At 40.6% G+C, this 18,024-nt stretch carries 18 protein-coding genes and 1 riboswitch; of the genes, 4 read left to right on the top strand and 14 right to left on the bottom strand.

Annotation, left to right across the window (positions count from 1 at the left end):
- The first annotated feature begins 1 nt into the window (after position 1).
- Positions 2-997 carry a FecCD family ABC transporter permease gene (locus ACLN19_RS00445; RefSeq protein ID WP_413381847.1) on the top strand — a complete coding sequence of 332 codons (996 nt, stop codon included), beginning with the start codon at positions 2-4 and terminating at the stop codon, positions 995-997.
- Positions 998-1,006: 9 nt separating this feature from the next.
- Here the strand turns inward: ACLN19_RS00445 and ACLN19_RS00440 are convergent, their stop codons facing one another.
- Complete coding sequence (locus tag ACLN19_RS00440; protein WP_413381844.1) at positions 1,007-1,663, bottom strand: DUF1803 domain-containing protein; 657 nt, start codon at positions 1,661-1,663, stop codon at positions 1,007-1,009.
- Between the two features lie 91 nt (positions 1,664-1,754).
- On the opposite strand from ACLN19_RS00440, the gene ACLN19_RS00435 reads away from it, so the two are divergent.
- Positions 1,755-2,003 carry a bacteriocin immunity family protein gene (locus ACLN19_RS00435; protein WP_413381841.1) on the top strand — a complete coding sequence of 83 codons (249 nt, stop codon included), beginning with the start codon at positions 1,755-1,757 and terminating at the stop codon, positions 2,001-2,003.
- Positions 2,004-2,043: 40 nt separating this feature from the next.
- Here the strand turns inward: ACLN19_RS00435 and ACLN19_RS00430 are convergent, their stop codons facing one another.
- From ACLN19_RS00430 to ACLN19_RS00420, 3 genes are all read right to left on the bottom strand, one after another.
- Entirely contained in the window at positions 2,044-2,979 is a 936-nt protein-coding gene (locus tag ACLN19_RS00430) for a manganese-dependent inorganic pyrophosphatase (protein ID WP_413381838.1), read from the bottom strand.
- Between the two features lie 81 nt (positions 2,980-3,060).
- Positions 3,061-4,056 carry an alpha/beta hydrolase gene (locus ACLN19_RS00425; RefSeq protein ID WP_413381835.1) on the bottom strand — a complete coding sequence of 332 codons (996 nt, stop codon included), beginning with the start codon at positions 4,054-4,056 and terminating at the stop codon, positions 3,061-3,063.
- Between the two features lie 26 nt (positions 4,057-4,082).
- Positions 4,083-4,673, bottom strand: coding sequence for a flavodoxin family protein (locus ACLN19_RS00420; RefSeq protein WP_413381832.1), 591 nt, complete (start codon positions 4,671-4,673; stop codon positions 4,083-4,085).
- Between the two features lie 107 nt (positions 4,674-4,780).
- Here ACLN19_RS00420 and ACLN19_RS00415 point away from each other — a divergent pair, with 107 nt between their 5' ends.
- Positions 4,781-5,170 (top strand): MerR family transcriptional regulator, encoded by a 390-nt coding sequence (locus ACLN19_RS00415; protein WP_413381829.1) that lies wholly within the window; start codon positions 4,781-4,783, stop codon positions 5,168-5,170.
- Positions 5,171-5,200: 30 nt separating this feature from the next.
- Here the strand turns inward: ACLN19_RS00415 and ACLN19_RS00410 are convergent, their stop codons facing one another.
- The 3 genes from ACLN19_RS00410 to ACLN19_RS00400 all read right to left on the bottom strand — a co-directional run bounded on the left by ACLN19_RS00410 (position 5,201) and on the right by ACLN19_RS00400 (position 8,236).
- Entirely contained in the window at positions 5,201-5,929 is a 729-nt protein-coding gene (locus ACLN19_RS00410) for a DUF975 family protein (protein ID WP_413381826.1), read from the bottom strand.
- Between the two features lie 100 nt (positions 5,930-6,029).
- On the bottom strand, positions 6,030-6,818 hold the full coding sequence (pflA, locus tag ACLN19_RS00405; protein ID WP_413381823.1) for a pyruvate formate-lyase-activating protein: 789 nt from the start codon (positions 6,816-6,818) through the stop codon (positions 6,030-6,032).
- Positions 6,819-6,901: 83 nt separating this feature from the next.
- Positions 6,902-8,236, bottom strand: coding sequence for a hemolysin family protein (locus ACLN19_RS00400; protein WP_413381820.1), 1,335 nt, complete (start codon positions 8,234-8,236; stop codon positions 6,902-6,904).
- Between the two features lie 107 nt (positions 8,237-8,343).
- On the opposite strand from ACLN19_RS00400, the gene ACLN19_RS00395 reads away from it, so the two are divergent.
- Complete coding sequence (locus ACLN19_RS00395; protein ID WP_413381817.1) at positions 8,344-9,123, top strand: ABC transporter ATP-binding protein; 780 nt, start codon at positions 8,344-8,346, stop codon at positions 9,121-9,123.
- Positions 9,124-9,151: 28 nt separating this feature from the next.
- Here the strand turns inward: ACLN19_RS00395 and ACLN19_RS00390 are convergent, their stop codons facing one another.
- The 7 genes from ACLN19_RS00390 to ACLN19_RS00360 all read right to left on the bottom strand — a co-directional run bounded on the left by ACLN19_RS00390 (position 9,152) and on the right by ACLN19_RS00360 (position 17,990).
- Entirely contained in the window at positions 9,152-11,224 is a 2,073-nt protein-coding gene (locus tag ACLN19_RS00390; protein ID WP_413381814.1) for a cation:proton antiporter, read from the bottom strand.
- Between the two features lie 14 nt (positions 11,225-11,238).
- Positions 11,239-11,439 carry a hypothetical protein gene (locus tag ACLN19_RS00385; RefSeq protein WP_413381811.1) on the bottom strand — a complete coding sequence of 67 codons (201 nt, stop codon included), beginning with the start codon at positions 11,437-11,439 and terminating at the stop codon, positions 11,239-11,241.
- Positions 11,440-11,445: 6 nt separating this feature from the next.
- Positions 11,446-11,997 carry a tRNA 5-(aminomethyl)-2-thiouridylate-methyltransferase MnmM gene (mnmM, locus tag ACLN19_RS00380; protein ID WP_413381808.1) on the bottom strand — a complete coding sequence of 184 codons (552 nt, stop codon included), beginning with the start codon at positions 11,995-11,997 and terminating at the stop codon, positions 11,446-11,448.
- Complete coding sequence (mnmL, locus tag ACLN19_RS00375; RefSeq protein ID WP_413381805.1) at positions 11,994-12,929, bottom strand: tRNA modification radical SAM protein MnmL/YtqA; 936 nt, start codon at positions 12,927-12,929, stop codon at positions 11,994-11,996. Before mnmL ends, mnmM begins: the two co-directional genes overlap by 4 nt.
- Before the next feature lie 75 nt (positions 12,930-13,004).
- Positions 13,005-13,655 (bottom strand): phosphatase PAP2 family protein, encoded by a 651-nt coding sequence (locus ACLN19_RS00370; RefSeq protein WP_413381801.1) that lies wholly within the window; start codon positions 13,653-13,655, stop codon positions 13,005-13,007.
- A gap of 2 nt (positions 13,656-13,657) precedes the next feature.
- Positions 13,658-14,221 (bottom strand): ECF transporter S component, encoded by a 564-nt coding sequence (locus ACLN19_RS00365; RefSeq protein ID WP_413381798.1) that lies wholly within the window; start codon positions 14,219-14,221, stop codon positions 13,658-13,660.
- 54 nt (positions 14,222-14,275) lie between these two features.
- Positions 14,276-14,401, bottom strand: a riboswitch (FMN riboswitch).
- Between the two features lie 49 nt (positions 14,402-14,450).
- The gene (locus tag ACLN19_RS00360; protein WP_413381795.1) at positions 14,451-17,990 is read right to left on the bottom strand and encodes a GBS Bsp-like repeat-containing protein; all 3,540 of its coding nucleotides are present in this window, start codon (positions 17,988-17,990) and stop codon (positions 14,451-14,453) included.
- Positions 17,991-18,024 lie beyond the last annotated feature (34 nt).

Raw genomic sequence — 18,024 nt, 5'->3', positions numbered from 1 at the left:
GATGCTTAAATCCTACAAACGACACTTCCTCCTACTCGTTGCTCTCTTGTGCCTAGTCATTCTCATCGCTTTATCGACTGGCTATGACAATACCTCTATTAGCGATATTTTGAGACTCTTTGGAGGTAAGGGCAGTCAATCTACACTCTTTATTATGACAAGCATACGCCTGCCACGTATCCTTGCCTGTATGCTGGGTGGTGCCTCGCTAGCTCTATCTGGTATGTTGCTACAAACGCTAACCAAAAATGCCCTCTCAGATTCTGGTATCTTAGGTATCAATACAGGTGCAGGCTTTATGATTGCCCTTGTGGTCGGCTTTTTTGATATTACTGATAGCCACACCATCCGCTTTTTACCCTTTTTTGCCATGTGTGGTGGGATTATCACTATCGTTGTTGTCTATTTTATGTCTCGCCAAAAAAACCATAGCATTAACCCAACACGCCTCATCATAACAGGTGTCGGTGTCTCTACCATGCTATCTGGTCTGATGATTTCCATTATCAGCCACATCCGAGCAGACAAGATGGATTACATCGTCTCATGGCTCAGTGGAAAAGTAACAGGAGGCAACTGGGAATATTTAGCGCTACTAACACCCCTGCTCCTTCTATTATGGGGAATCACCCACAGCCGTAGCCGTTTTTTAAATATCATGGCACTCAATGAACAGACCGCCCTTGCATTAGGGCTTGATTTAAAAAAAGAGCGTCTCATCACACTGATTTTAGCGACTAGCTTAGCCTCTCTCAGTGTCGTCCTAGTGGGCAATATCACCTTTATCGGTCTTGTCGCTGGACATATCACACGAAAACTACTAGGGAGCGATCATCGTATTACCCTACCTGCTAGTATGCTCATTGGTATGATGATACTTCTTATAGCCGATACTCTAGGACGTAGCCTTCTGGTAGGGACAGGTATCCCAACAGGTCTAGTGGTCTCTATCATTGGTGCCCCTTATTTTCTATGGCTTATGACCAAGGTAAACTAAAAACGCCTTCTAGGCGTTTTCACTTATCAATAGCTCCTCTAAAACAACCTTAGCCTGATAAGCTGTCTCTGTCTCATCTATCGGCTCAATGTAGCCTAACAAGACTAAAGCCTGCACAAAAATATCAGGACGCTTTTGCTTAACCACTTTCTTTTTAGTCAATTTTAGTAAAAAACTAGTCATATACTTCAAGGCATAGTCTTGATTGACATCTCCTAAAAGCTGATACAGCACCTCTTGAGCTTCAGATAAAGGATAATGGTGGGAGAGTTTATAAAAATAATTTGACAGTGTCAAGCGATTTCTCAAAAAATCTGTCCTCTCAACCAATGCTAAATGATTGACATGATTGGTTAGTAGCGTTTGATATAAAGGCTCTGCGAGCTTATCATAAGATGTCTTTGTCGTATCTACAAAAAGCATCTGATCTAGCTGTGGTAATGTCTTGTCATCATAGTATTCAAGACTCAGCTGATAGCGCTTCTTGTGACGGAGAATATAACCAGCCTCAATGTAACTCTCTAGCTGTCTTTCTAAATGCTTAACCTCAGCAAAATCTGCTCTAATCTGGCGAAGGGTCACCTCATCATGACTAGCCAGATAGTTAATCAAGGCTTTAAAAAAAGGTTGGCTACTGAGTTTATCAGGATTTATAATCGTAATCATACCCTTTATTATACCACCCTTCACTCACTCTGCCTAGCCTTAGTCAACTATCTTATCAAGATTAAGCTAGCACACCCTAAAAGGAGGCGCCATGTCCTACACACCTCAACACTCTTACCAAGATTACCGTATCGCTATCACAAAGCTTAGCTACAATACTAAGCTCACCCAAAGAGAGCAAGACCTCTTTAAAAAGGCGGATAGAGCTATCGCTAGAGGGACTGAGACACAAAAGCTACTTCTAAATCTCAAAGACCAACTTGCAATACTGGCGCTACAAGAAGAACTTAGCTCTCCAGTCCTTGATTTTTATGCCAAATTAGTCAGACTACATCGCTAAAGACATGAAAATATCCTTAGGTAACCTAAGGATATTTTAGTTATGCATTGAAGCTTTCTGTCAACTGTGGAACGACTTGTTTCTTACGTGATACAGCGCCTTCTAAAAAGGCGTGATTATTGTCCAAGGTAAAGTTAAAGGCTGCTTCGACCTTATCCATGTGACTTCCAAGAGCTAAAATTTCAGAGTTTGAGTTGACAATATCTGTAATCATCAAGACAAAGTCAGAGTAACCTTGTGTTTCTTGTGCGTCTTTGATAGCTTCTTCAAGCTCAGCTTGGCGCTCCAAAACCTCAGCAATATCAACTGTATTGACCTGTGCGACACGAACTTGGTGTCCTGCTAACTCAAATGTTTTAGCATCAATATCAATCAATTCAGCAGCTGATTTACTAGCTAGATTTGTCCCTGCTTTCAACATCTCAAGACCATAAGTTTCCAAATCAACACCAGCAATCTCAGCCAATTCTTTTGCAACTTGTGGATCTGTTTCATGTGTTGTTGGTGATTTCAACAATAAGGTATCTGAAATCAAACCAGACAACATCAAGCCTGCCAATTCTTTTGGTACTTCGATCTGACTCTCTTTAAAGAGACGATAAACAATAGATGACGCTGATCCTACTGGCTCTAAGCGCATGTAAAGAGGACTAGCTGTCTCAAAGTTCGCAACACGGTGATGATCAACCACGCCATAAACGTCGACCTCTTTAATGTCTGCAACAGACTGTTGAAATTCATTGTGGTCTGTCAAAATAACTTGCTTAGCACCTTCTGCTTTAGCCGATGTGATGACACGCGGTGCTGGTACTCCAAAGTAGTCAAGTACAAAAGCTGTTTCTTCATTTGGTGTTCCAAGTGCTACGGCTTGTGTCTCTAAGCCGTATGCTTTTTCAGCCAGATAAGCAAAGGCAACAGATGATGCAATCGCATCGGTATCAGGATTTTGATGACCAAAAACTAAAATAGTAGACATAACTATACCTCTTTTTATGATTTCCTTTATTTTAGCAAATTTCAGCTCAAATGGCAAAGATAGGCTAGTGGAGATTACGCTTTATAAAAAGCGCTCAAAAAAGGTCTTTAGATAGTCGTATTCTTGGCTGACGTAAGGTTCTTTCCAGTAAGTTTCAATGTGGCTTGCTTTCTCAATAAGCTGGCGCTCTTTATAAGCAGCTTTAGTAGCTTTATCATAGACAGCATCTGTCATATAGCGCGTATCAGCGTCTTTTCCAGCAATCATCAAAAGTGGCTGAGTAATAAGCTCTACTCTATCTTCAGCATCAAAAGCCATCAAATAAGAAAGGCTTTCTGTCGTGTACCAGCTCTGCGCATTAGGATGATAATAAGTATCTCCATAATAAACCATACCGTCACGATATAGCCCTGCTGGAATCGCCTCTAATTGCTCCTGACTCAAGTGAGTTGGCCCATCAATATGAGTGCCTGTATAGTCAATCTCACCAGTCTCAATACGTTTTTGTCTTGCTTGACTAGCAGCGTTTAAGCGCTCAGTGATACTGTCTAGTTGATTATCTAAAAAGCCATTTCGACGGACACGCCCTGAGTTGAACATACTAATGGTAGCAACTGCTTTAAAGCGTTTATCTACTTTGGCTGCTTCGATAGTGTAGCCACCGCCACCACAAATACCAACAACACCAATACGTTCTTTATCAACACCTGGATAAGTCTCTAAAAAATCAGCCATAGAGAAAATGTCCTCAACACGCTGACTAGGACGATCGGTATTTCTCGGAAATCCTTCAGAAGCCCCTTGATAAGCTGCATCACAAGCAATCGTAATATAGCCTGCCTCTGCCATTTTTTGCGCCAAATAACCAGATACCTGCTCCTTGACACCACCATTAGGATGGGCAAAGGCAATCGCTGGATAAGACTTAGTCGCGTCATAGCCTGCTGGCGTATAAAGATTAGCAGAAACCTTGATGTTTCCACTCAAATAAGTCACAGGTCGAATCATCACATGACCTTCTTTGTTTTCAGTAAGCGCATGGTCATAGACCAAACCAAATGGATTCGTTGTTGTCATAATTGTTCTCCTTTGTTAGTATTGTCTTATCGACTAATAGCTGTTTTCAGTTGATTACTCAAGCTTGCTATCTCATCTTGACTTGTTGCACTGCCTTCTAGCGTCATACCAAGCTGTGCTGCAAAACGCTCCATCATATAAAGCGTATTTTCCTTCGCTAGCTCAGTTGGACTAGCTCCTTGTAAGAAAAAGTAAAGTTTCTTCCCTGCAAAAGTGTTGGTCGTCTCATCCAAGTCAGCGCTACGATCTAGCACTGCCTTTAAGCTAGCACTCATAGAATGCCAGTAAATGGGAGTTCCTATCACTAGCACCTCTGCTTGCTTGATGTCTTCTAAGAAATCAGCAAAAGCATCATCTGCCAGCTCTTGACCAAGAAAACCAATCGGATAATCCACCAAGTCAATCTGCTCATAATCAATGCCGTCCAAAAGCCCCTCTGCCATTTTCACGGTATTACCAGACTTATGCTGACTAGCATTGACAAAGACTACTTTTCCTTTTACCACATCATTTGCCTCCACATCCTGATTGATGACACTAGGTAGTTGAAAGGCAATAAGCCACCCCACTAGCAAGACTGCTAGTGCTAAAAAACTAGCTATCATAGCTTTTTTCATAGCATCCCTCCTTCTTGATTTTTCCCTTTTATCTTGCTACACTATATAATATATCAGTCGTGTCTTACACACGGTCAAGACTTTTTTTGAAAAAAAGAGGTAATTTTATGTATTCGATGAAAGAAGCTAGTCAATTAACAGGTTTAAGCTATGATACCATCAAGTTTTATTGCAACAAAGGCTTGGTCCCAAATGTCAAACGTGATAGCCGCAATTATCGTGTCTTTGACCAAGCTACCATAGAGTGGTTAAAAAGTCTCTCTTGCCTAAAGCAATGCCACTTTTCCATCAAAGAAATGTCAGATTATCTCAACCTTTGCTTAAAAGGGGAAACTAGCTTAAAAGAGCGCCAAGCTATGCTAGAAGATAAAAAAAACCATCTCTTAAAAGAAGCTCAAAACCTCAAAGAAGCACTAGCTTACATTGACCAAAAACAAGGCTACTATCAAGATGTCCTAGACCATAAAGTAGCCTACCACAGCAATCTAAAAGCTTAAAAACGCCAAGGTATATCCTTGACGTTTTTATTAAGCCTTGGCATCTGCTACATCTTTAGCAAAAAGCGTAAGCGTCACAGCTACATAAGGCAACAACCATATAAAGCCAATTCCAAAGCTGATATTAGCTAAAATAAACCAGCCAATAAAGCTTACTAAAAGAATAGCTAAATCTCCCTTATAACCATCCATAAGCTGACGGCTACGTGTCAAAAGCTCACCTGATGTCATCGTCTTGCCATAGCGCGCATATAAAAACGGTGCTTGAAAATAAGCAAGAGCTTTAACCAAAACAATAATCCAACCTATTACTGGGATTAAACCCCATAAGAATAGATAAAGGTAGATTTTAAAGCAAAGGATAAAAACAGGGACAAAATCATCTTTAGTAAAGTAACGAAAAGCCCCTTTAAAGCCGACTTGTTTGCCCTGAGGATGAGCTTGCCAATCAAGAATCTCAGCAGCCATACCGACTTTAAGCATCATTGAAAAAATCCCAAAAGCAAAACTCACCAGCGCAATGCCTATACCCCAAAAAATCGCTGCTACAATACCAAATGCCTCTAACCAGCTTCCCAGCTCACTTAGCATACCAATTCCTAAAAACGGTAAGGCAAATGTCCCAGCCAAAGTATAGGTCACTACGATAGAGAGTAACCACATGGCAAGCATCGATAAACTCACTAGACTAATCGCGCTCCACCAGTTTCCTCTTAATAATTGCTTAGCGTCTTCTTTTAAGACAGCACGTGTTCTCATGATATCTTTTCTCTCCTTTTCTTATTTGTCTTATTATATCATAGTTTTAGATATTGTGCCATATCAATGATACAAAAAATAAAAAAGATGGCTAGATATACTAGCCATGAACACGCTTGAGATAATCAGTATAAGACTCTGTTTTCATCAAGTCTTTAGCATGCTTGACACGCTCTGGAGTTGGTGGTTTAACTCCCTCTAGTGGATAAGGAATGCCCAGCTCACGCCACTTAAACTCACCCATAGTATGATAAGGCAAGATTTCAAATTTATCCACATTTTTCAAAGTCGCTACAAATTTTCCTAGTTCTTCTAAATCGGCATCGATGTCTGTCAAGCCAGGTACCAAAACATGACGAATCCACACAGGCACCCCCTTGTCTGACAAATATCTAGCACACTGCAAAATACTCTTATTCGTGTGTTTTGTGACTATCTTATGCTGCTCATCACGAATTTCCTTAATATCTAGCAAAACCAAATCCGTCACTGCTAACAAGCGATCAAAAATCTCATGATATTCAGGAGTGTCTCTAAAAGGCATAGCACAGGTATCTAAGGTACAATGAATACCCAATTGTTTAGCCTCGGTAAAGAGAGCTGTTACAAAGTCAATTTGCAATAATGCTTCACCACCTGATACCGTTATCCCGCCATTTTGTCCCCAAAAATGCTTGTATTTTAAGGCTTCTGCAAGGACATCCTCTACCGTACGTTCTCTTGATTGATTGGTCTCCATAGCCCATGTGTCAGGATTATGACAATACTGGCAACGCATCTTACACCCTTGCATAAAGACGATGAAGCGAATACCAGGTCCATCAACAGACCCAAAACTTTCGGTCGAATGCACCATTCCTGTTACTTTTTTATAATCAATAGCTGTCATGACCCTAAGCGCCTCCTCGTTTGAAACCGTTTTTATGATAGATTTATTATACCATGTTTCAGGATAAAAAGACTAGGGTTTGCCTAGTCTTTTTCCACTTCCTGTTCTATATCAGCCATGTGCATTCGAAGTTTTGTCACACGACCATCACGCACCTTATCATTTGTCAACTCGATATGCTTATCCTTGGTTTCAAAATGATAGGTCTGCTTACTTTCTTGCGTTGGGATGTTTCCTACTCCTGTCAGATAAAAACCAGCGATAGTATCCACCGTATCACTATCTAGGTCTGTATCAAAGTAATCATTAAACTCATTAAGGGTCATTGTCCCAAGAACAATATAAGTATCCTCAGCAATTTCGTGGACAAACTTTTCAGACTTGTCCGTCTCATCGTCAATCTCACCAACAATTTCTTCTAAGAGGTCCTCAAGGGTTACTAGCCCTGCCATTCCGCCATACTCATCTAAGAGAATAGCCATTTGATTCTGAGTTTTACGCAATTCACGTAGCAAGTCATCCACAAAAATCGTCTCAGGAACAAACAGAGGCTCTTGTAAAATTTTGCGAAGGTGTAGATTGTCAAAGCCAGCATCAAAACCAGCTTTCAAAAGACGCTTAGTATGTAAAATACCGACCACTTTATCCTTGTCGTCATCATAGACAGGGATACGAGAGAAATTTTGATATAAGATAGCCTTAATGTTGTCTTCAACAGGATCATTGATATCGACCATGAAAGCATCCGTACGCGGCACCATGACTTCACGCGCCATCAACTCATCTAGCGAAAAAATACCTTGGAGCATCTCGATTTCTTCAGCTGCTAGGGTCTCCTCACTATTGGTCAACATGTACTCAATCTCATCACGTGTCATCTTTTCATCAGCATCATCTAGGGTCATTGGGGTTAGACGACTTAGAAAGTTGGTCGAAGCAGACAATAACCACACAAACGGACGCATAATCGCTCCTAGAGCACTGATGACAGGAGCCGTTACAACTGCTAGATTTTCTTTGAGATTAAGGGCTATACGCTTAGGGTACAATTCCCCAAAAACGATAGACACATACGTCAAGAAAATCAAGGATAAGATACTCCCTGCACTTTGAGCCCAAACGGCGCCACCAAACCAGCCTGCGATAACCTCACCAAGACTAGCTGACAAGCTTGCTCCTGATAGCAATCCGATAAAGGTAATACCGACTTGGATAGTCGATAAAAAGTTGTTGGGTTTTTCAAGTACCTTTAAAAGACGTTGATATTGTTTACTTCCTTCTTCTGCTTTTTGCTCAACGCGTGAGCGATTAAGCGAGACTAGCGCCATCTCTGTCGCTGAGAAAAAACCATTTAATAAGGTTAAGACGATAAGTATGATAAATTGTAACAGCAGATTCTGACTGCTTGGGTCTTCCATGATAATTCTCCTAAATTGATAATATTCTTATTATACCATATTTTTGCTTTATGCTATACTATTAACATCAACTTTCTACAATAGCTTTTATAAGACAAGGAGAGATTATGACAGTGATTTCATTAAGAGACGTCACTTTGGAGCGTCAGGGAAAATACCTTTTAACTAATCTTAATTGGCAAGTCCAAAAAGGAGAAACATGGGCGATTTTAGGTTTAAATGGCTCTGGCAAATCTACACTTTTAAAACTCATTATGGCTGAATTTTTCCCTTCAAAAGGACAAGCCTCTGTCTTAGGGGCGACTTTTGGGAAAGGAGACATCAGTCATATCCGTCATCACATTGGTGTTGTCAGCAGCTTTATCTCAGAGCGACTATCTCCGCATATGCTTGCTGAGCAGATTGTCTTAACAGGTCAGTATAAAAGCAGTATCCTCTATAAGTCCTATACTCAAACAGAACTAGAAGAAGCCAGACAAATGCTTGACAATCTAGGAGCTAGCCATCTCATAGGACACTATTATGCTAGTCTCTCACAGGGCGAAAAGCAGCTCCTTCTCATCGCTAGAAGTCTTATGGACAAGCCACGTCTCCTTATTTTAGACGAAGCGACAACAGGACTTGACCTTTTTGCTCGTGACAAACTACTCAGGCAGATTGATACTATTTCTGAGCTAGAAAATGCACCAACCATCCTTTTTGTCACCCACCATCCTGATGAGATTACGACAAAAATGACTCATCTCCTTCTGCTTAGAGAAGGTAAAATAGTCGCACAAGGTCCCAAGGAGAGCATTCTCACCAAGAAACAGCTAGAAGCATTCTACCAAAGACCTGTTCATCTTATCTCTCTTGATGAGGGTCGCTTTTTCATCCAACCACGCTAAAACAACTGGACAGTTTGTCCAGTTGTTTTTAAGAAATGATTCGTTTTCTCGTGTAGTTGACAATATCATAAGACAAAGTATTGACGGTCTCTTTTAGCGAGTAATTTTCCAGTGCATTGACTTCTTTACGCAGTGCTTTAGCATAGCGATGCGAAATGAGCTCAGCGGCTTCATACTCTGCAATAATCTTACGCTCCAAATAATAACCACGCAACATTTCCTCAACATTATCAGGGAGACTGCGTGCCATGATACGCTCGATAAAGACCCCTGAGGTCACCATGGCCAGCTCCTCTTTTCTAGCATAAATCAAGTAATCAACCAAATCCGTCCGATAGACACCCTCTAGTTGTCGGAGAGATTCTAGGACTAGCTCTGTATTGGCTTTATAAAGAGCAATCAGATGCTCACGATTGTCCTGACTAATCAACTCTTTATCGTCCTTAGCCCGTAAAAATTGTCTAATGGTTGCCCCTAAAGTGACAATCTCATGGAGTATTTTGGGCAGAGCTCTCAAGAAAACAGCTAATAGATAACTAATATTAGAGATAAAACCACGATGAATACGCCCTTCTAAAAACTTAAGATAGCGCTGGTAGAGACGGTATTCTTTCATATCAATCTCACCATTTGAAAAGGCATTTTCTAGCCCCTCACTCTCGATACTTAAAATCATCACATTGATAAGCGCTAGATCAGACTTGACTTCTTGTGATTCATGATCTAAAACAAGCTCTTCAACACGATTATGGTAATTGTCAATCACTGCATAAATAGAGCTAGGGCGCTTACTATCTTTAAGGTCTTTTTGCAATTGGGCAATGACGTCATTTAAAATAGCAATCTGCATATAGTGGTTGCTTTGCTCAGGTGCCTTATCAGCTAGACGTGGTAGGACAACAATCCCTACTAAAAAACTCACCAAAGTCACGCCTGCTACGATAAAGAGTAGCATACTATTTTCTGCCGATGCTAAATTAGGCAATAACAAAATAGTAGCAATAGACACTGTCCCTTTGACCCCTGAGAAGGTCAAGACGAGGATATTATTAAAATAGCGCTTCATGTCCTTTTTCAGCTGAAAGAGACGATAAGCGTAAAAGGCCCAAATCATCACAAAACGAATCGCAAATAAAAGGACGCTCAACAAGACAATCACACCCAAAACAGCTAGCGTGTCAATCTCTTGACTAATCAAAACAGACTTGGCAAAAGCTATCAACTCCTCACCTAACATCAAAAAGACAAAACCATTTAAGACAAAGGAAATCATGTTCCATAAGACAGTACCCACATTATCCATTTGAGCATCCAAAAGAGTGATTCTCTTAAAACGACTGGCTTGTGAGATACCAGCAATCACCACAGCAATAATGCCTGAACCATGAATTTCCTCAGCCAAAAAGTAGGCTGCAAAAGGCAAGGCTAGCTCTAATAACATGGTACCTGCCACATCAGCAGCATCCATATTATCTAAAATAGCTAAAAAAAGTCTATTGATAAACGAGATGACAAGCCCTGCCAAAAAGCCTCCAAATAAGGATAACAAAAGCTTCAAACTAGCATTTTGCAATGAAAATACGCCTGTCATCAGAGCTGTCATAGCGACTTGAAAAGAAACCAAGCCACTCGCATCATTAAGAAGCCCCTCGCCTCGTAAAATATTTTGCACATGCTTAGGAAAGCTAAAACGCTTTGATAATGAGTTGAAGGCAACAAGATCAGTAGGTCCTAAAGCCGCCCCCACTGCAAAACAGGCTGCTAGAGACACGCCTGCTGGCAATAAATAATAGGTCGCAAAACCTAGGGACAAAGTGCTGATAAAAATCACAGGAAAAATAAGATATAAAATCACCTTCCAGTGCCTAAGCACATTAGTAATATCACTTTCTTCTCCCTCCCGAAATAATAAAGGCGCAATCACAAAGGCTAGAAATAGCTCACTATCTAAATGAACTGTATTGTCGCCTGCCACTAAGGAAATAAGCCCACCAAAGATAATCTGAATCAATGGCAAAGGGACTTTCGGAAAAAGGTGATTTAGCAAATTTGAGAAGATTAACACAACTAAGAAAATCACGATAAACATAGCCATATGCATAGCAATCTCTCCCCTTACGACTTGTCCTTACAAAGCTTTTTATAGGCTGATTTATTCGCAGCAATTTTAGCATCAATCTCTGCGACATCTTTTTTTACCATCATTTTCTGACAACGCTCAACCTCCAGATTCATCAGTTTTTTCTTGAGCTTAGTCAGCTTTTTCATATGACGTGCTTTTTCAAATTCTTCTTGATGTAATAATTCCTTAAACATAATCATCTACCTTAATTTTTCAATCATAATCAGAAAAGGAGGGGTGTTAATTTGATTTAGAGGCTGATAAAGCATAGTGGCATAGTGCTCTTGAGAGAGACTTTCCACAAACTCAAGAACAGCGTCTTTTTCCTTATCGCCACCCTCATGTCCATAATAGACCATCAGGGAAACACGCCCTCCTACTTGCAATTTCTCTAAAATAGCACTCAAGGCGCTAAGCGTCGTTGCTGGTTTTGTAATCAAAGATTTATCTGCACTTGGTAGATAACCCAAGTTAAAAATCGCAGCACTTATCGCTTTTGTAACATATCGAGCCACTTTTTCATGTCCATCTAAAATAAGATTGACATTAGCTAAACAATTGGCTTTTTCTAGGCGCTGACGTGTCCTTTCCAAAGCTTTTTTTTGAATATCAAACGCATAGACGCATCCTGCTTTTTGCGCTAGAAATAAGGTGTCGTAGCCATTTCCCATAGTGGCATCAACAACCACACTCTTCTCATCTATCACCTCAGCTAAAAAATCGTGCGACAGCTCAATCGGACGCTTTATCATCTCTCTACTCCTTCTACTTTACAGCCTTGATAAGAATCCCTTCGTTGCATTTCAGCATCAATGGCGTTTAATACTTCCCATTTATTAAGACTCCACATAGGACCTATCAGCATCTCTCTGGGAGCATCACCTGTGAGACGATGAATGATAATAGACTTTGGGATAATCTCCAGCTGATCACAGATAATAGAGACATACTCTTCTTGGCTAAGAAGTTTAAGACGACCTTCATGGTAATCTCGCTGCATTCTGGTATTAGTCATTAGATGAAGTAAATGTAGCTTGATGCCGTTGATGTCATTATCAGTCACACAGCGTCGGACATTTTCAAGCATCATCTCAGGAGTCTCCAATGGAAGACCATTGATAAGATGAGAAACAATCTCTACCTTAGGCGCTTTTTGACGAAGGCGTGCAACACTCTCTTTATAAAGGTCATAAGAATGTGCCCGATTGATTAGCTTTGAGGTCTCTTCATAAGTCGTCTGTAGCCCCAACTCTACAGTCACATGCATGCGCTCTGTCAACTCATGCAAATAAGCAATCACATCATCTGGTAAGCAGTCTGGGCGTGTCCCGATATTGACACCAATCACTCCAGGCTCATTGAGAGCTTGTTCATAACGCTCTCGAATAAGCTCAACAGAAGCATGCGTATTGGTAAAGTTTTGAAAATACACGAGATAATGCTTAACCTCTGGCCATTTGCCATGCATAAAGTCCACTTCTTTGTAAAATTGCTCTCGTATCGGCGCATCTGGTGCCACAATGGCATCGCCAGACCCTGATACGGTACAAAAAGTACAGCCTCCATGAGCTACTGTACCATCTCTATTGGGACAATCAAAACCCGCATCAATGGGCACCTTAAAAATCTTCTCGCCAAACAAAGAGCGATAATAATCATTTAAAGTATTATAACGTTTTTTCATACCCTTTATTGTAGCACAATCCGCTTTTTTCGCCTAGATAAGAAAAAGAAATGATACAAGGTACCATTCTTTGTCTTATTTTTGTTTTCCTGTGAAACGCCACTCAAAGCGCTTCTGATCATAATAAGGAAAAAGCAGATTGCAAATCGCATAGCCTAGCACAAAGCCACCCAAAACATCACTTGGATAGTGAACGCCTAGATAAATACGAGAGAATCCTACCAAAGCAATCTCAAGTGCTAGCAAGGTCACCACAGTCCACTTGATCACTTTATGCTGAATGCGTTGATAAGAAATAATCAAGAGACTACCAACAATCAAAAAACTTCCCATAGAATGCCCACTTGGAAAAGAATACCCACCTGCATACACCAAATGGCTAATGCTAGGACGAGGGCGTTGGTAGAGATACTTGAGTGACACAATGCAGATAGCTGCTAATAACCCATTAACAGCTAAAAAAGAAGCTTCTGCATACCATTTTTTGACTGCAAATATAATGACAAAAAGAGCTGCCACTAATACTTGCGTGCTGGTATTTCCAAGCACTGTGATTGTCTTAAAAAAGAAAGTCAAACCATCTGGTAAATCTCCTCTAACAGCTGTCTGTATAGTCTCGTCAAATGGTTGTAATACTTCAGGGTAAAATTTCACCACATATCCTAAAACTACAAAAATCAAAAAGGCAAAGGACGCACGCAACCAGTATGTTTGTCTTTGTTTCATGGTTAATTCTGATATCTTTCTAAAAGTGGTTTAGCAGGCACATACACGATGTAAAAAACAAGTGCTAATATAACTCCCTCTACTAGATTGAAAGGGATAACCATAGCCATAATGTATTTATTCAGACCGATAAAAGCATTGATATCAAATCCAGCAAACTCCGCATAAAGAGGAACAGCGTAGATAAGATTTAGCACCACCATAGCTAATGTCAAGACCAAAGTCCCAACTACACTTGCTTTAATGTAGTTAGCAATGCTAGGTTTCTTTTGCCATAATAGCGCAAAAGCTAAAATAAACAAGCCTAGGGCTACCATATTCATTGGCAAACCAATCAAGCTCCCCACATCTCTTGTGTTTAACAAGACTTTCAGAAGCGAGCGTAAAAACAAAACGCTAAAAGCACCTTTTAAATCTAGTAGCACCAATGCTAAAAGCATAGGTATCAGACTAAAATCAAGCTTTAAAAAATCCGCCCCTGGAATCAAGGGAAAACTCAAGTACATGAGTACAAATGATAGGGCTGAAAGCACTGCAAGCAGCGTCAAACGTCGTGTATTTGTCATAAAAAATTCCTCCAATTTTTACAAATTGAAAGAAGTGCCAAAGGTATGTCAAACCTTCGTCTTCTCCCATCCAGACTATACTGTCGGTTGTGGAATCACACCACATCAGCTCTCGCTCGCGGACTTAGGCTTAAAGCCATCACCACCGGTCGGGAATCACACCCTGCCCTGAAGACACCTCTAGCATATCAAAAAAGCCCTGCAATTGCAAGGGCTTTGCTTATGATGGTTAAGCATCTGTGATTTTGATGAATGTAGAAGGAACACCAGCACGGTCTTCTTGATAACGACTTTGTTCAGACCAAAGTTGAGAGACAGAATACCAGCCTGACAACATTGGAGTGTATGGATCTGAAACGTAAGTTTTTCCATTTTCATAGCCTTTTAGGACAAGCTCATGGCTTCCATTACGTACGAAAATATTATTTTGAATGGCTGCTACTAGATAGTGACCTTCTTGAAGAGCAGTGGTCACAGCTGATAAGCTCGGTAGAGCAGTTGCCTTATAGCCAAAACCATCTACTGCTTGCAAGAGACCTCTGACACCTGTCCCAGTCCATTTTTTATTAAATTGATCAGTCTTTTGATAAAGATAGCTGGCTACATCTGTCGGAAGGACAGCTTTATCATCGAGTGCCGAAAATACCATAGCTAGACTAGTTGGTACACAGCCTGTTTGATCCATATTGGCAAGACCATAGACTTGACTAGCCCACTTAGGATCACGCTGACGGTAATAAGGCGCCTTAAAATCAGCCTTATCAACAGCAAAGCTATCCTCAAACAGGAAGTTTAACTTATCAGCAGTCCTATGATAGACATGAACATGATAGTCTCCAGTATCTTTGTGATTCGTGACATTGACACGACTAATCGCTATATCATCTTGTTTATTAGCTTGATACCAACGAATATCATCTTGACCATTTTTATCAGACCAGACAGCCATTAAAATATCACCTGTCTTTGGTACACCATGTGCCTTGACCTCATAATTTCCAGTCCCCTTATAAGAGACACTGAGGGCATTGACAACCTCAATAGCGTATTTACCAGCATTGACACCATAGCTTGTCCCATCTGTAAAGTCTGTGTAAACATGGACATTGTAAGTATCTGTGTTACCTGCATGGTTTAGAATGTCGATAGTTTGTGTAATTTTATTATTATTTGCGCTTGGTACATACCATTTGATGTCGTCTTGGCCCTTTTTCTCTGACCAAACGGCAATTCGCGCACCTTTAATCACCTTAGTCTTGTCACTACCTGTCACAACCACATCAAAGGTTGGCTTAGACTTATCGTAGTTGACAACAGCTACTGATGGTTTTTCTGGCTCAGCTACTTCAATGTGTAGTTTACCTGCTACAACACCGTAGCTTGTCCCATCTGTAAAGTCTGTGTAAACATGGACGTTATAGTCACCCGTCTTATTAGCGTGATTACGGATATCAACTGACTGACTTAGCTTATTGTTTGTTGCACTTGGTACATACCATTTGATGTCATCTTGACCTTTTTCCTCTGACCAAACGGCAATTCGCGCACCTTTAATCACCTTAGTCTTGTCGCTACCTGTCACAACCACATCAAAGGTCGGCTTAGACTTATCGTAGTTGACAATAGCTACTGATGGTTTTTCTGGCTCAGCTACTTCAATGTGTAGTTTACCTGCCACAACACCGTAGCTTGTCCCATCTGTAAAGTCTGTGTAAACATGGACGTTATAGTCACCCGTCTTATTAGCGTGATTACGGATATCAACTGACTGACTTAGTTTGTTATTTGATGCACTTGATACATACCATTTGATGTCATCTTGACCTTTTTCCTCTGACCAAATGGCAATACGTGCACCTTTAATCACCTTAGTCTTGTCACTACCTGTCACAACCACATCAAAGGTTGGCTTAGATTTATCGTAGTTGACAACAGCTACTGATGGTTTTTCTGGCTCAGCTACTTCAATATAGTATTTACCAAGGTTAGTGCCTGAATGACTGCCATCTGTAAAATCCACATAGACATGCACATTATAGTTGTCAGTATTAGCCGCATGATTAAGGATGTTAACCTTCTGGCTCAATTGATTATCCTTAGCACCAACAGTATACCATCTCAAATCATCCTGACCTTTTTGGTCAGACCAAACAGCAATGCGTGCTTGCTTAACAGTTTTTGTCTTGTCGCTACCTGTCACAACCACATCAAACATTGTGCTTGTCTTATTGTAGTTGACAACTTTAATAGAAGGTGCTTCTTTAGCCACTTGAGCAGGTTTTACAATGGAGCTTTTTTGATATTTATCATAGTAACTTTGGATACCTTGAAAAAGCCCTTGAGCTAGGCGCTCTTGATAAGCGGCTGTATTGATTTTTGAAAATTCTGCTGCATTTGAGATATAGCCAAGCTCCACTAAAACAGCTGGTGCCACTGTTTCACGTACGACAGCAAAGGTCTCACGTTTGACACCATTATTTTTGAAGCCAGTTGTTGCTTGAACGTTAGTCTGAATAGCTTGTGCTAAGTCACTACTACGCTTTAGACGCTCAGCATCATTGTGGTAGGTCTTATTGAGCCTTGGGTTGTAATTAGCATCATACACGTAATAGTAAGTTTCAAGACCATTTGCTGCAGCACTTGTTGAGGCATTAAAATGAAGGCTCACGAAAATATCTGCCTGACTTTGGTTGGCATTTTGAGATCTATCTAATAATTCTACTGCCTTGTCTGTCGTACGACTCGTAACAACTTGATAACCAGATGCTTCCAACTTAGCTTTTAAGCGTTGTTGCACTTGTAAGGTTAAATTCTTTTCATGTTGTCCAAAATAGCTAGCCCCTGGATCATAGCCACCATGTCCTGCATCCAAATAAACCACACGATTGATAATATTATAATGCCCTTGTGACGCAGAACCTACGATACTTTTAGGATCCACTTCGATATGGTAACTACCAAGACTCACGGCATAGACACTACCATCAACAAAATCCGTATAAACATGAACAACATAATCACCAGTTTTTCCAGCGTGGTTCATGATATTAACGGTTTGACGGATTTGATTGTTGCTAGCAGCAGGCGTGTACCAACGAAGATCATCTTGATCATTTTCTTCTGACCAGACAGCAATACGTGCCCCCTTGATAGCTTTACTACTATCTGTTCCGACAATAGCTACATCAAAAGTGGTCTTATTACGGTCATAGTTTAAAACACCAACAGCAGGATTGCTTGAACTTTCTTGGCCTCTAGCTGCACTTTCTCTTGTCTCTTGTGTCTGCTGACTAGTACTTTCCTCTTGCATCTCGATAGCCTCTGATGCTGACGTATCTTGTGTGCTTACTTCCTCACTCGTCACAAGTGCTGAAACATCAGATTGGCTAGTCTCTGTCTGAGATGTAGTACTCTCTGAGCTAGCTGCGGCAGTTATCGTAACACTTTGACTCGCTTCAGTAGCATCTAAAGATTCACTAGCTATCTCAGAGCTAGCTGCTTGCACTTGGCTAGCATCTAAAGATTCTGTAGAAGCACTAGTATATGCTTTTGAGAGCGACGTCTCATCGCTACTTGCTTGAGTCTGTACAACAGTCTCTGTAACATGATTAAGAGCTGTCTCATCTGCTTTCACGCCTCCTGCAAAAAAGAGGCTTGTTCCCACCAAGGCAGATACAGCACCTATTTTTGAAAGTTTACGAATGGAAAAACGCTGCTTTTTGACAACTTTAGACGTATGCAAGCGCTCCACTCTCGAATACTGTGACATCCTAATTCTCCTATCCTAATTCCTTTTTACAATG

The sequence above is a fragment of the Streptococcus lishijunsis genome (assembly GCF_047290665.1).
Lineage (GTDB): Bacteria > Bacillota > Bacilli > Lactobacillales > Streptococcaceae > Streptococcus.
Note: the sequence above shows the minus strand (reverse complement) of the source record. Positions and strands in the feature narration are given on the sequence as shown.

What these genes read in the sequence shown, in the direction of transcription:
- ACLN19_RS00445 (WP_413381847.1), top strand. Translation starts at nt 2, where the DNA reads ATGCTTAAATCCTACAAACGACACTTCCTCCTACTCGTTGCTCTCTTG.
- ACLN19_RS00440 (WP_413381844.1), bottom strand. Translation starts at nt 1,663, where the DNA reads ATGATTACGATTATAAATCCTGATAAACTCAGTAGCCAACCTTTTTTT.
- ACLN19_RS00435 (WP_413381841.1), top strand. Translation starts at nt 1,755, where the DNA reads ATGTCCTACACACCTCAACACTCTTACCAAGATTACCGTATCGCTATC.
- ACLN19_RS00430 (WP_413381838.1), bottom strand. Translation starts at nt 2,979, where the DNA reads ATGTCTACTATTTTAGTTTTTGGTCATCAAAATCCTGATACCGATGCG.
- ACLN19_RS00425 (WP_413381835.1), bottom strand. Translation starts at nt 4,056, where the DNA reads ATGACAACAACGAATCCATTTGGTTTGGTCTATGACCATGCGCTTACT.
- ACLN19_RS00420 (WP_413381832.1), bottom strand. Translation starts at nt 4,673, where the DNA reads ATGAAAAAAGCTATGATAGCTAGTTTTTTAGCACTAGCAGTCTTGCTA.
- ACLN19_RS00415 (WP_413381829.1), top strand. Translation starts at nt 4,781, where the DNA reads ATGTATTCGATGAAAGAAGCTAGTCAATTAACAGGTTTAAGCTATGAT.
- ACLN19_RS00410 (WP_413381826.1), bottom strand. Translation starts at nt 5,929, where the DNA reads ATGAGAACACGTGCTGTCTTAAAAGAAGACGCTAAGCAATTATTAAGA.
- pflA (WP_413381823.1), bottom strand. Translation starts at nt 6,818, where the DNA reads ATGACAGCTATTGATTATAAAAAAGTAACAGGAATGGTGCATTCGACC.
- ACLN19_RS00400 (WP_413381820.1), bottom strand. Translation starts at nt 8,236, where the DNA reads ATGGAAGACCCAAGCAGTCAGAATCTGCTGTTACAATTTATCATACTT.
- ACLN19_RS00395 (WP_413381817.1), top strand. Translation starts at nt 8,344, where the DNA reads ATGACAGTGATTTCATTAAGAGACGTCACTTTGGAGCGTCAGGGAAAA.
- ACLN19_RS00390 (WP_413381814.1), bottom strand. Translation starts at nt 11,224, where the DNA reads ATGCATATGGCTATGTTTATCGTGATTTTCTTAGTTGTGTTAATCTTC.
- ACLN19_RS00385 (WP_413381811.1), bottom strand. Translation starts at nt 11,439, where the DNA reads ATGTTTAAGGAATTATTACATCAAGAAGAATTTGAAAAAGCACGTCAT.
- mnmM (WP_413381808.1), bottom strand. Translation starts at nt 11,997, where the DNA reads ATGATAAAGCGTCCGATTGAGCTGTCGCACGATTTTTTAGCTGAGGTG.
- mnmL (WP_413381805.1), bottom strand. Translation starts at nt 12,929, where the DNA reads ATGAAAAAACGTTATAATACTTTAAATGATTATTATCGCTCTTTGTTT.
- ACLN19_RS00370 (WP_413381801.1), bottom strand. Translation starts at nt 13,655, where the DNA reads ATGAAACAAAGACAAACATACTGGTTGCGTGCGTCCTTTGCCTTTTTG.
- ACLN19_RS00365 (WP_413381798.1), bottom strand. Translation starts at nt 14,221, where the DNA reads ATGACAAATACACGACGTTTGACGCTGCTTGCAGTGCTTTCAGCCCTA.
- ACLN19_RS00360 (WP_413381795.1), bottom strand. Translation starts at nt 17,990, where the DNA reads ATGTCACAGTATTCGAGAGTGGAGCGCTTGCATACGTCTAAAGTTGTC.